The following is a 13,906-nucleotide window of genomic DNA, read 5'->3' on the forward strand; positions in this document are numbered from 1 at the left end:
GTGGACAGCCATACTTCTGATTTATGGCAGCAAATTTTATCAATCATACAAAACAAACTCAGCAAACCCAGCTTTGACACCTGGTTCAAAGCAACCAAAGCCACCAAGCTGAATGACCGTTCAATCGTCATTTCCGCACCAACCACGTTTGCCGTCGAATGGCTGGAGAGCCGTTACACCAAATTGGTTGGCTCGACGGTATACGAGTTGCTTGGCAAGCAAGTCGATGTGAAATTTGTCATCGAAGAGAACAAGCCTGCTGAACCGGACCCGCAACTGCCAGCTCCAACGCCTACAGTTGTACAGGAAGAAGCCGTACTCAGCATGCTGAATCCGAAATATACGTTCGATACATTTGTCATCGGGCCGGGCAACCGTTTTGCCCATGCCGCATCGCTGGCGGTCGCTGAAGCGCCCGCCAAAGCTTACAATCCTCTCTTTCTGTATGGAGGAGTAGGTCTCGGTAAAACTCACTTGATGCATGCGATCGGACATTATGTTCTGGAGCATGATCCGGGCAGCAAAGTCGTTTATTTGTCGTCTGAGAAATTCACGAACGAATTCATTAACTCGATCCGTGACAACCGCGGGGAGAGCTTCCGTAACAAATACCGGAGCGTCGACATTTTGCTCATTGATGATATTCAGTTCTTGGCGGGAAAAGAATCAACACAAGAGGAATTTTTCCATACGTTTAATGCGCTGCATGAGGAACGGAAGCAGATTATCATCTCCAGCGACAGACCACCGAAGGAAATTCCGACATTGGAAGAACGGCTTCGTTCTCGCTTTGAATGGGGGTTAATCACGGATATCCAGCCTCCAGATTTGGAGACAAGGATCGCAATTTTGCGGAAAAAGGCACGTGCGGAAAACTTGGATATTCCGAATGAAGCGATGATGTACATTGCCAACCAGATTGACACCAACATCCGTGAACTGGAGGGCGCCCTGATTCGGGTCGTTGCTTATTCTTCACTGACTAATCAAGATGTAACCACTCATCTGGCAGCTGAAGCACTGAAGGATATTATTCCTTCCAGTCGTCCCAAAATGATCACTATTCATGACATCCAACAAAAGGTCGGCGAGTATTATAGCCTTAAGCTTGAAGATTTCAAAGCACGGAAACGGACCAAGGCAGTTGCTTTTCCAAGACAGATTGCCATGTATCTCTCTCGTGAACTGACAGACTTTTCTCTGCCCAAAATTGGGGAAGCATTCGGAGGAAGAGATCACACCACTGTCATACATGCTCACGAAAAAATCTCCCAAGCGATTAAAAACGATCAGGATCTCTATAAAGTTATCAACAACTTAACCGAAAAAATAAAGAATCCAACCTGAACAAGTCCCAAGCCTATGCACAACGTATACACATGTGGATAGGCTTGGGTGTACGGGTTTATACCCACTTATCCACATATTCAGTGCCCCTATTACTATTATTACTAAAAAGATCTTAAAGATATCATCTCCAAAATAGCCATTTCGGAGCTTAGCCTTCGGCCTTTGAAAAACACCTTTTAACACCCCAACACCCAAAAAATCAGCTAGGAGTGAAACCATGAAAATCAGCATAATGAAAAACTACTTAAACGATTCCATACAGCAAGTATCCAAAGCGATCTCAAGCCGTACGACGATTCCTATCCTGAGCGGTATCAAATTCGACGTGAATCATCAAGGTGTAACGTTGACAGCAAGTGACACCGATATATCCATTCAATCCTTCATCCCGCTTGAAGATGGAGATAAAAGCGTAGTTCAGGTAGATCAACCCGGCAGTGTAGTTTTGCCAGCCAAGTTTTTTGTGGAGATCATCAAGAAGCTGCCATCACAAGAAGTGCACATGGAAGTCAAAGAGAACTTCAACACCTTTATCTCCGCAGGTGCTACCGAAATTCAACTGGTAGGTCTGGATCCGGAAGAATTCCCGGTACTGCCAAGCATCGAAGAAAACCAAACCGTCTCCATTCCAGGAGATTTGCTGAAAAATATGATCAAACAAACGGTCTTCTCCATTTCCACACACGAGACTACTCCAATCCTGACAGGTGTACTCTGGAGTTTGGGTGACAACGAATTGAAATTTGTGGCAACAGACCGTCACCGTCTTGCTACTCGATCAGCAATGCTGGATAATGCAGAAGGTATCCGCTTTAACAACGTGGTCATTTCCGGTAAAACGCTGAACGAACTCAGCAAAATTGTTCCGGATCAAAATACCCTTGTGGATATCGTTGTTGCAGATAACCAGGTTCTGTTCAAAATCGACCGTGTATTGTTCTACTCCCGTATTTTGGACGGAACATATCCGGATACTTCTAGAATTATTCCAACGTCATACAAAACAGAACTTGTTTTAGATACAAAAAAATTAAGTGAATCCATTGACCGGGCTTATTTGCTGTCGCGTGAAGAGAAAACAAACATCGTGCGTATGCAAACGATGGATTCGGGATCCGTTGAAATTTCTTCAAGCTCTTCCGAGCTAGGTAAAGTAAGAGAAGAAATCGAACCTGCCGAGTTTACAGGAGATCCGTTAAAAATCTCGTTCAACTCCAAATACATGCTGGATGTGCTGAAAGTTGTTGAAAGTGAGCAGCTGATGATCGCTTTTACAGGAGTCATGAGTCCAATCATCTTGAAACCGCTGGATGACAGTCACAGCCTTTACGTGATATTGCCATATCGGACGACCAACTAACGAAAGGAAGATCACAGTGAACCAAGTTACGATTCGTACGGAATATATTAAGCTTGATCAATTTTTGAAACTGGCTGATTGCATCCCAACTGGAGGTATGGCCAAAGCTCTGCTTCAGGAAGGACTTGTACGTGTGAATAAAGAGCCTGAGGAACGCCGGGGACGTAAGTTATACCCTGGGGATATCGTTGAAGTGGACGGAGAAGGCACATTCGAAGTTGCTGCAGAATAAGAAGACCAGTTCGATCCTGCTGCCTCCTGACGGACGGGATAAAAGGGAGGTTACCGCGTGTTTGTGAACAGCATTGATCTGCAGAATTTCCGCAATTATGAACATCTGAGACTGGATTCTTTTGGTCCCGTAAACTTGTTGATCGGGCAAAATGCCCAAGGCAAGACCAATCTTGCAGAGGCGATTTTTGTACTTGCACTCACCAAGAGCCACCGTACATCCCGTGACAAGGAGTTAATCCGTTTCGGTGAGGAACGTGCCAGACTTGCAGCAGAGGTCGACAAAAAGTACGGATCGGTCAAGCTTGAACTATCTTTGTCGCAACAAGGCAAAAAAGCAAAGATTAACGGCCTGGAGCAGCGCAAGTTAAGTGATTTTGTCGGAGCGCTCAATGTTGTGATGTTTGCGCCGGAGGATCTGGAGATTGTAAAAGGCACACCGGGGGTCCGCCGCCGGTTTCTTGACATGGAGATTGGACAGGTTGCACCTGGCTACCTGTACCACCTGCAGCAATACCAAAAAGTGCTCGTCCAACGAAATAATTTGCTTAAGCAGTTATGGGGAAAAGGGGCATCGGCCCAGACCATGCTTGAGGTGTGGAACGAACAACTGGTCGAGCATGGTGTTAAAATCGTCAAAAAAAGGAAACAATTCATAAAGAAACTGCAAAAGTGGGCAGAAACGATTCATCAGGGGATCACCGGAGGCGGAGAAGTCTTGCGGCTGGCCTACCTTCCTTCCTTCAGCGAAGCCGCTGAGGAAGATGAAGCTGTCTTAATGGACCAATTTATGATAAAATTATCACAAATGAAAGAGCAGGAGATTCGCCGAGGCACAACCCTTAGTGGGCCGCATCGGGATGACCTGTCCTTTTTCATTAACGATCGGGAAGTACAAACATATGGCTCGCAGGGGCAGCAGCGCACAACGGCGTTGTCCCTTAAACTTGCGGAAATTGAACTGATTCATGAAGAAATCGGAGAATATCCAGTTCTGTTGCTGGATGATGTTCTGTCCGAGCTGGACCCTTTTCGCCAGACGCAGCTGATCGAAACGTTCCAGAGCAAGGTGCAAACCTTTATTACGGCTACGGGGATCGAGAGCCTGAACGTTGACAAGCTCAAAGATGCCAGTATTTATCACGTTCATGCCGGACAGGTTGAACGCTAAGGAGTGAGGGGCTTATGTACATTCATCTGGGCGGTGAGAAGATCATCCGTTCTTCCGAATTGGTCGCTATTTTTGATATATCGATTGAAAAATCCTCAAAGATCTCCAAGCAGTATGTCACGCATGCCGAGCAGGAAAAAACAGTGGAACACATCGGCGAAGAGGAAGCCAAGTCCATTGTGGTGACCAAAAACATTGTGTACTACTCGCCTATTTCCTCAGCCACGCTGAAAAAGCGGGCTCACATTTTTCCGGATCTCTAGCGTTGTGTGGCATAAAAGATGTCTCTTTTGCTGCTTGTCTTTAAATTTGAATAGCTGCTGAAATGAAGGACGTTGCCTATTTCAGCAAACAATTATTAGTTAACGCATATTTACGATATTGAATCTATAGAAGTAGGTGAAAGGCATGTCTATGAATCAACCGTCATATGATGCGAATGAAATTCAGGTCCTTGAAGGATTGGAAGCCGTACGGAAGCGTCCGGGCATGTATATCGGTTCCACCAGTTCCAAGGGCCTGCATCATCTGGTCTGGGAAGTAGTGGACAACAGTATTGACGAAGCGCTTGCAGGTTACTGCGACCACATTGAGGTCAGTATCCATGAAGACAATAGCGTGACTGTAGTCGATAACGGACGGGGTATTCCTGTCGGCGAACATACCAAAATGAAACGTCCTGCACTTGAGGTAGTTATGACTGTCCTCCATGCAGGGGGAAAATTTGGCGGCGGCGGATATAAAGTATCCGGTGGTTTGCATGGTGTTGGTGTGTCCGTTGTGAATGCACTCTCTGAAAAAGTGGTTGTAACGGTTAAACGTGAGGGACATATCTATCAACAGGAATATCGCCGTGGAGCTCCACAGTACGACCTGAAAGTGATCGGTACAACCGACGAAACAGGAACAACGGTTAGATTCCATCCGGACCCTGAAATTTTCACGGAAACAAGAGTTTATGAATATGACATCTTGCTGGCCCGTATTCGTGAGCTGGCGTTCCTGAACAAGGGTATTGGTCTTACATTGACGGATGAGCGTACAGGTGCAACCAACTCATTCCTGTATGAAGGCGGCATTATCGAATACGTCTCCTTCCTCAACCAGAAGCGCGAAGTACTGCATGAAACTCCAATTTACGTTGAAGGTTCCAGAGATAACATCCAGGTGGAAGTTGCCCTGCAATACAATGACAACTACACCGAGAATATCTATTCCTTCGCGAACAATATCAACACGCATGAGGGCGGAACGCATGAATCAGGTTTCAAGAGTGCCCTTACGCGGATTATTAATGACTACGCCCGTAAGGCGGGAGTAATCAAGGACAGCACGGGGAACCTTTCCGGGGATGACGTGCGTGAAGGCTTGACAGCTATTATTTCGGTCAAGATTCCGGAACCGCAATTTGAAGGACAGACAAAGACCAAGCTGGGCAACAGCGAAGTGCGTGGGATTGTCGAATCCTTGTTTGCCGAGAAACTTCAGGAGTTCCTGGAAGAGAATCCTTCCGTATCCCGTCGCATTTTGGAAAAAGGGCTGCAAGCAGCACGTGCGCGTGAAGCTGCCCGTAAAGCCCGTGAACTGACACGTCGTAAAGGTGCACTGGAAGTAAGCTCACTTCCAGGTAAACTGGCAGACTGTTCATCCAAGGATGCTTCAATCAGCGAATTGTACATCGTCGAAGGTGACTCTGCAGGCGGATCAGCAAAGCAAGGTCGGGATCGTCATTTCCAAGCGATTCTGCCGCTGCGTGGTAAGATTTTGAACGTGGAAAAAGCTCGTCTCGACCGGATCTTGGGTAACGCGGAGATTAGAGCAATTATTACGGCAATGGGTACGGGTATTGGTGATGACTTCGATATTGCCAAAGCACGCTATCACAAAATCATTTTGATGACCGATGCCGACGTTGATGGTGCTCATATCCGAACACTATTGCTGACATTCCTGTATCGGTACATGCGTAAAATCATTGAGGCAGGTTATGTATATATTGCACAACCGCCATTGTTCAAGATTGAGCGTAACAAAGTGATTCGTTATGCCGGTTCAGAGAGAGAGCGCGATGAAATTATTGCAACGCTCGGCGAAAATGCGAAATTCAACGTTCAGCGTTACAAAGGTCTTGGCGAGATGAATGCCGGACAATTGTGGGAAACGACGATGGATCCGGAGAGCCGGACCATGATGCAAGTATCGATCAATGATGCCATACTTGCGGATACCATGTTTGACACCCTGATGGGGGATAACGTTGAACCGCGTCGTGACTTTATCCAGGAAAATGCAAAATACGTGAAAAACCTCGACATTTAACATATTCGAAGAGGCGCCTGAGAGGGCGCCTTTTTTATATTAGGGAAGGTATGGAACAGGGAAGGCGTATACTTAGATCTCCATATCCCTTTGTTATCTGCGTACACGTTTTTTGGCAGATGAAGCCTGTGCTTTAGGGGATGGACGGGAGCTCTTACCCTTTTTGGAGGGCAAACGACCGTACGCAATCGCATAACGTTTGATCTTCCGGTACGCCTCCTTGTCCGGTAATAAGCCAAAGGCGTAAATGCCTGGCAGTGTGTTGACTTCAAGAATCCAGGGACGCCCTGCTTCGTCTAGCGCAATATCAATACCAATCTCTTTGAGTCTTGGAAATGATGTTTGCAATTGCACAGCGGTATGAATTCCTAAGCGGTACAGCTCGGTGCGAAGTTTTTTGAAGCCATCCTGGTGAAGATGGGGGAGTACAAGTTCTTCAAACGTGGCCAATCGCCCACCGCCATGAATGTTGGTGATGATTTTACCCGGGGCAGCAACACGTCCCAGAACACCTGTTGTTTCCCAGTTGTGTTGCAGATTTTTCTGAGTTAACACACGCAAGTCAAAAGGCAAATTTTCATGCTTCATCAGCGAGATTCCCTGTTGAATGATATATTCACGTTCCTGAATACGATCATTCAGTGCTCGTTCGAGTTCGTCCAGGGAATGAAATGATCTCTCCTCTGTACCGTATTGGAGATGATATGTTGTTGTGAGATAGGTAGCTCTGGAGATAACAGCACTTGCTTCGGGTTCATCAGCCAGGTTTCGATCATTGGTTTCTTCCGAAACCTCTGCATCTGTGGTGGAATCTTCGGAATTAACAACAGGTTCGTATAAACGGGTTGTTCTCACCCGCATAACGCCATTACCGTAAGTGCCACGGTCCGGTTTGATATAGTTGGACTCAAATAATTCAGTCATTCGTTCCAGAGTTTGACGGCTATATTTTCGGGTCACTGGGATATATTCGTTCACAATGCGACTGCGTTGTAACACGGCTGTTTTGGCCCATTTGCTGGAGACGCGTTGGATACCCAAGATTCATCAGTCCTTTCATGTTTTGTTCAGTTCTAAAGAGGGACCAGACACGGAGAAATCAAAGGACAAGAGACGATTTCAGTGGTATAATAGAGAAATATGGCGTTTTGTGCGATGAGCTGCACAATTTGCAGTTTGATCGTAGGACGGGAATGGCTTTAGCCTCGGTAGGCACAGTACATATGCCGTTTTTCTAGCATTGTATGTGCAATTGGGGAGGAAGGCAGGGCGTATCCCCAGACACGCAGAAGTTCCCGGAAGAAAGGCTATTGCCCAGCGGACGTTTAATTGTGTAACTTTTGTGAAAGTAATATAATAAAGAGTAGCGTTCTTGCGCGGTTTTAGCCTTGTTAGGCTTTTCACATATAATCAACTTTTTTGCATGACGGAATGGAACGTTTGTTGAAGGACAAGAAGGAGGTCCAGCATGGCGGAAGAAATGAACTCTCAGATTACAGATCGGGATATAGGCGTCGAGATGCGTGAATCGTTTATGGATTATGCGATGAGCATCATCGTTAGCCGTGCCTTACCTGACGTGCGTGATGGATTGAAGCCGGTTCACCGGCGTATTCTGTACGCGATGTCAGAGCTCGGCATGACACCCGATAAACCACATAAAAAATCAGCCAGAATCGTCGGCGAAGTTATCGGTAAGTATCACCCACACGGTGACTCTGCTGTTTACGAGACGATGGTACGGATGGCACAGGATTTCTCCCTGCGTTATATGCATGTAGATGGACATGGTAACTTTGGATCGGTCGATGGTGATATGGCAGCAGCCATGCGTTATACCGAAGCACGTTTGTCCAAGATTGCTATGGAAATGCTCAGAGATATCAACAAGGATACGATTGATTTCCAACCAAACTATGACGGTGAAGAACATGAGCCAATCGTCCTGCCTGCTCGTTTTCCTAACTTGCTTGTCAATGGGGTCGGCGGGATCGCGGTAGGTATGGCCACCAATATTCCTCCTCATAACCTGGGTGAGGTCATTGATGGTGTACAGGCCATGATTCAAAATCCGGACATTACATCCATGGAACTCATGGATTACATTCAAGGACCAGACTTCCCTACGTCCGGCTACATTTTGGGCCGTTCAGGCATTCGCCAGGCGTATCAGACCGGACGTGGTTCAGTAACGATGCGGGCCAAAACCAACATCGAAGAGAACAACAACAAGGCACGAATTATCGTTACAGAATTGCCTTATCAGGTAAACAAGGCGAGACTTGTTGAGAAAATCGCCGAGTTGGTACGTGATAAAAAGATTGATGGTATTACTGACCTTCGTGATGAGTCTGACCGTAATGGTATGCGGGTTGTAATTGAACTTCGCAGAGACGTGAATCCGGGGGTTGTCCTGAACAACCTGTACAAACATACATCGATGCAATCCACTTTCGGGATTAACATGCTTGCGATTGTTAATAAAGAACCTAAAATTCTGAACTTGCGTGAAGTGTTGTATCACTACCTGCAGCATCAGATTGAGGTTATTCGCAGACGTACGCAGTTTGAACTGAAAAAGGCTGAAGCTCGTGCACACATTCTAGAAGGTTTACGTATTGCGCTGGATCATATCGACGAGATTATTACGTTGATTCGTTCATCCAGTAATGCGGATGCAGCAAGAGAAGGTTTGATTGAGCGCTTCTCACTCAGTCATGATCAGGCTCAAGCTATTCTCGATATGCGTTTGCAACGCCTCACAGGTCTGGAACGCGAACGTATTGAAAATGAATATAACGAACTGATGGTCAAAATCAGAGAGTATCGCGAAATTCTGGCCAATGAGCATCTGGTGCTTGAGATTATCAGTACGGAGCTGCAAGAGATCCGCGACCGCTTCAGCGATGATCGTCGTACAGAGATCACTGTAGGTGAAGAGAGCATTCTGGATGAGGACCTGATTCCACGTGAAGAGGTTATCATTACGATTACTCATACAGGCTACGTGAAACGTCTGCCGGTATCCACATACCGCAGCCAGAAACGTGGTGGACGTGGGGTCGTGGGTATGGATACAAAAGATACCGACTTTGTCGAGCATCTGTTTGTGACCAACTCCCACAATTACCTCATGTTCTTCACTGACAAAGGTAAAGTGTACCGTCTCAAAGCTTACGAGATTCCAGAGCTTGGACGTACCGCACGGGGAACGCCGATTATCAACCTGATCCAGATCGAGCAGGGCGAATCGGTCAATGCCGTAATTCCGGTCCAGGAATTCGAAAGTGACAGATACTTGTTCTTTGCTACCCGCCAAGGGGTTGTGAAGAAGACGCCACTTGAGGATTACACCAATATTCGCAAAGGCGGCTTGATCGGTATTTCCTTACGTGATGATGACGTTCTGATCGATGTTAAGCTGACCGATGGATTGCAAGAGATCATCATGGGTACAGCTCACGGAATGTCTATTCGATTCTCGGAAGGTAACGTACGTTCCATGGGACGAAGCGCAACCGGGGTCAAAGGGATTACATTGGATGAACAGGATGCTGTTATCGGCATGGATGTAGTTGATAAAGAGCTTGATGTTCTGATCGTTACAGCCAAAGGTTACGGTAAACGTACACCTGTCAGTGATTATCGGATGCAGACTCGTGGCGGTAAAGGGATCAAGACTATTAATGTCACAGAGAAGAACGGCTCAGTAGTCAGCCTCAAAATGGTTAAAACCGAAGAGGATCTGATGATTATCACGTCCAGCGGTACGTTGATCCGGATGAGCATGGAAGGCATATCCACTATGGGTCGATACACACAGGGTGTGAAGCTGATTCATATTCGTGACGAGGATTCAGTAGCTACAGTCAGCCGAATTGACAAAAATGAAGAGGAACCAGACGATGAGTCGCTTGAAGGCTTGGAAGGCGAGGAGTCCCAAGCTCCGGAAGTAAGCTTGGAAGAAGGCACCGTTTCTGACGCTGAGGTTAATGAAGTTGAGGGCGACAACGATTCCGGTTCGGAAGCATAAAATAGAATTTTATAAAGACTGATCTCTTTGAGATTGGAAGAAGATTGCGAGGGCTCCCACGGGGAGCCCTTTTGTTTGTATAAAGGAATCTCTTCTTTTATTCTTCCGAATCTGGGATGTACAGCCTGATTCCTGAGTAATATAATGGGAAATATCATGAAAAACCGGGACTATGGTCTTGTTTGTATTAACATAGAAGAACGATGAGTGAGGGGAATACACATGGGATTAATCACCCTGTCAGAAGTCAAACCAGGACTCAAACTTGGGAGTGATGTGCAAACACTTCGCGGCAACGTTCTGCTTCAGAAGGGAAAAGTCATTTTACCCAAGGATATGGAAGTGCTCAGAGCCTTTATGATTCAACAGGTAGATATTGAACAAGAAAGAATGGCGTCGAGTAGTACGGGAACCAAAGGTGCATCTGTGCCCGCAGGAAGTTCTGCCAATGATAACAATGGTGAACGGGCAGGGAAGACAGGGAACGTCACCACAGCTCCTGTAGTAACGTCTTTGCAGGATGAGTATGAGAAGATGGTTGGTCTAACCAAAAATGCTTTCCTGTCCTCTCTAGCGGCTGAATTACCGGTCTATGAGTTACGTACACAGTTGGAGGCTGTGTTTGCACATCTCAAACAATATAATGTGCTTACCTTCAGTCCACGAGTAATGCAAGAACATGATTATGTATATCACCATGCCGTACTGAGTGCGATCACATCCTATCAACTGGCTCAATGGATCGATCTCCCCTCCAAGGATTGGATGCAAGTGGCTTTTGCAGGCTTGTTCCATGATATTGGTAACAACAAGGTAGATCCGCAGATTCTCCATAAACCATCCACGTTGACGGCTACAGAGCAAGAAGAGATTCGTCAGCATACGAAATATGGTTATCAGATCCTTAAACAGGCAAAGGCCATTAATGAGGGAGCCAGACTTGCAGCTTTGCAGCATCATGAAAAAGTGGATGGTTCAGGCTACCCGTTGCAGCTTAGTGGGACGCAGATTCATATTTATGCCAAGATTGTAGCTATCGCTGATATTTTCCACGCCATGACGCTGGAGAAGATCTACCGCAAGGCACAATCACCATACCTAGTCCTAGAACAGATCCAAAGTGAGGCATTTGGGAAATTGGATCCTGCAATCGTAAGTGTATTTGTTCAACGGTCGACCCAGATCCATAATGGCATCCGAGTGAAACTCAGCAATAACCAAATTGGAGAGATCGTATTCTCTGATCGAGATCATCCTACACGGCCTATGGTGTCAGTAGAAGGAACCATCATTAACCTGATGCAGCAACGGCAGCTTCACATCCAAGAGGTTATCGGATAACAAAAGATATTAAAGTAACTTGATGAGAGGGCCTTTCTTTTATAGAGAGGCCTTTTACGTGAGATAGATGTGGAAATGTAGAAAAACCAGAAAGATTATAGAGTTATATATAATTACTCAAAAAAAGACTTGCATTCAATATCTGTACATGGTATATTCTAATTCCGGCCAAGAAAACACGGTTTACACGGTGCGGCAAGCGAATGAAATAAGCTTCGAAAGAAACTTAAAAAAAGAGCTTGCAAAGTTGGTTCGGATGTGATAAGATATAAAAGTTGCTGAAGAGAAAGACATTCGGTAACAAAATAAGTTTGATCTTTGAAAACTGAACAACGAGTGAGTAAACATTCTGCTTGCAGAATGAACGCGAAAGTTTGAGACAAGCCTTGGCTTGGATCGGCTGGAGCACAAATGAGATTTTTAATCTCGTCAGATTCAAAATGAGCTTATCGCTCTTTTCAATACTTTATTGGAGAGTTTGATCCTGGCTCAGGACGAACGCTGGCGGCATGCCTAATACATGCAAGTCGAGCGGAGTTGATAGGAAGCTTGCTTTCTTGATACTTAGCGGCGGACGGGTGAGTAACACGTAGGCAACCTGCCCTCAAGTTTGGGACAACTACCGGAAACGGTAGCTAATACCGAATAATTGTTTTCTTCGCCTGAAGAGAACTGGAAAGACGGAGCAATCTGTCACTTGGGGATGGGCCTGCGGCGCATTAGCTAGTTGGTGAGGTAACGGCTCACCAAGGCGACGATGCGTAGCCGACCTGAGAGGGTGATCGGCCACACTGGGACTGAGACACGGCCCAGACTCCTACGGGAGGCAGCAGTAGGGAATCTTCCGCAATGGGCGAAAGCCTGACGGAGCAATGCCGCGTGAGTGATGAAGGTTTTCGGATCGTAAAGCTCTGTTGCCAGGGAAGAACGCTTGGGAGAGTAACTGCTCTCAAGGTGACGGTACCTGAGAAGAAAGCCCCGGCTAACTACGTGCCAGCAGCCGCGGTAATACGTAGGGGGCAAGCGTTGTCCGGAATTATTGGGCGTAAAGCGCGCGCAGGCGGTCATTTAAGTCTGGTGTTTAATCCCGGGGCTCAACCCCGGATCGCACTGGAAACTGGGTGACTTGAGTGCAGAAGAGGAGAGTGGAATTCCACGTGTAGCGGTGAAATGCGTAGATATGTGGAGGAACACCAGTGGCGAAGGCGACTCTCTGGGCTGTAACTGACGCTGAGGCGCGAAAGCGTGGGGAGCAAACAGGATTAGATACCCTGGTAGTCCACGCCGTAAACGATGAGTGCTAGGTGTTAGGGGTTTCGATACCCTTGGTGCCGAAGTTAACACATTAAGCACTCCGCCTGGGGAGTACGGTCGCAAGACTGAAACTCAAAGGAATTGACGGGGACCCGCACAAGCAGTGGAGTATGTGGTTTAATTCGAAGCAACGCGAAGAACCTTACCAGGTCTTGACATCCCTCTGATCGATGCAGAGATGTATCTTTCCTTCGGGACAGAGGAGACAGGTGGTGCATGGTTGTCGTCAGCTCGTGTCGTGAGATGTTGGGTTAAGTCCCGCAACGAGCGCAACCCTTATATTTAGTTGCCAGCACTTCGGGTGGGCACTCTAGATAGACTGCCGGTGACAAACCGGAGGAAGGTGGGGATGACGTCAAATCATCATGCCCCTTATGACCTGGGCTACACACGTACTACAATGGCCGGTACAACGGGCTGCGAAATCGCGAGATGGAGCCAATCCCAACAAAGCCGGTCTCAGTTCGGATTGCAGGCTGCAACTCGCCTGCATGAAGTCGGAATTGCTAGTAATCGCGGATCAGCATGCCGCGGTGAATACGTTCCCGGGTCTTGTACACACCGCCCGTCACACCACGAGAGTTTATAACACCCGAAGTCGGTGGGGTAACCGCAAGGAGCCAGCCGCCGAAGGTGGGATAGATGATTGGGGTGAAGTCGTAACAAGGTAGCCGTATCGGAAGGTGCGGCTGGATCACCTCCTTTCTATGGAGAATCGTTTCCTGCAACGGAAACATTCAAATATGCAGCTTAGCTGCAAAACACTCACTCGTTGTTCGGTTTTGAG

Annotated in this window: 9 protein-coding genes and 1 rRNA gene; 9 read left to right on the top strand and 1 reads right to left on the bottom strand. The window is 46.8% G+C overall.

The window, feature by feature from the left end; genetic code table 11:
• From dnaA to gyrB, 6 genes are all read left to right on the top strand, one after another.
• A partial coding sequence (gene dnaA / locus MHH92_RS00005; protein WP_301289659.1) for a chromosomal replication initiator protein DnaA occupies positions 1-1,347 on the top strand: 1,347 nt, incomplete at its 5' end.
• 220 nt (positions 1,348-1,567) lie between these two features.
• The gene (dnaN, locus tag MHH92_RS00010; RefSeq protein WP_017691408.1) at positions 1,568-2,710 is read left to right on the top strand and encodes a DNA polymerase III subunit beta; all 1,143 of its coding nucleotides are present in this window, start codon (positions 1,568-1,570) and stop codon (positions 2,708-2,710) included.
• Between the two features lie 16 nt (positions 2,711-2,726).
• Positions 2,727-2,942, top strand: coding sequence for a S4 domain-containing protein YaaA (yaaA, locus tag MHH92_RS00015; protein WP_036611994.1), 216 nt, complete (start codon positions 2,727-2,729; stop codon positions 2,940-2,942).
• 57 nt (positions 2,943-2,999) lie between these two features.
• Positions 3,000-4,112: a DNA replication/repair protein RecF gene (gene recF, locus MHH92_RS00020; RefSeq protein ID WP_017691406.1), complete on the top strand. Its 1,113-nt coding sequence runs from the start codon at positions 3,000-3,002 to the stop codon at positions 4,110-4,112.
• Positions 4,113-4,126: 14 nt separating this feature from the next.
• A complete protein-coding gene (gene remB / locus MHH92_RS00025) occupies positions 4,127-4,375 on the top strand; it encodes an extracellular matrix regulator RemB (protein ID WP_017691405.1) in 249 nt (82 codons plus the stop codon).
• A 145-nt stretch (positions 4,376-4,520) separates the two neighbouring features.
• Positions 4,521-6,431 (top strand): DNA topoisomerase (ATP-hydrolyzing) subunit B, encoded by a 1,911-nt coding sequence (gene gyrB / locus MHH92_RS00030; RefSeq protein ID WP_101313483.1) that lies wholly within the window; start codon positions 4,521-4,523, stop codon positions 6,429-6,431.
• A gap of 93 nt (positions 6,432-6,524) precedes the next feature.
• On the opposite strand, the gene MHH92_RS00035 is transcribed toward gyrB, so the two are convergent.
• Positions 6,525-7,472: a YheC/YheD family protein gene (locus MHH92_RS00035; protein ID WP_340901535.1), complete on the bottom strand. Its 948-nt coding sequence runs from the start codon at positions 7,470-7,472 to the stop codon at positions 6,525-6,527.
• Between the two features lie 427 nt (positions 7,473-7,899).
• Between MHH92_RS00035 and gyrA the strand changes: the two genes are divergently transcribed.
• The 3 genes from gyrA (at position 7,900) to MHH92_RS00050 (ending at position 13,824) form a co-directional block, all read left to right on the top strand.
• Positions 7,900-10,464 (top strand): DNA gyrase subunit A, encoded by a 2,565-nt coding sequence (gene gyrA, locus MHH92_RS00040; protein WP_340901536.1) that lies wholly within the window; start codon positions 7,900-7,902, stop codon positions 10,462-10,464.
• Between the two features lie 222 nt (positions 10,465-10,686).
• Positions 10,687-11,805: an HD-GYP domain-containing protein gene (locus tag MHH92_RS00045; RefSeq protein ID WP_340901537.1), complete on the top strand. Its 1,119-nt coding sequence runs from the start codon at positions 10,687-10,689 to the stop codon at positions 11,803-11,805.
• Positions 11,806-12,271: 466 nt separating this feature from the next.
• Positions 12,272-13,824: ribosomal RNA gene (locus MHH92_RS00050) — 16S ribosomal RNA — on the top strand.
• The last annotated feature ends 82 nt before the right edge of the window (positions 13,825-13,906 follow it).

The organism is Paenibacillus sp. FSL M7-1414 (genome assembly GCF_038003195.1).
GTDB classification, from domain to species: domain Bacteria; phylum Bacillota; class Bacilli; order Paenibacillales; family Paenibacillaceae; genus Paenibacillus; species Paenibacillus amylolyticus.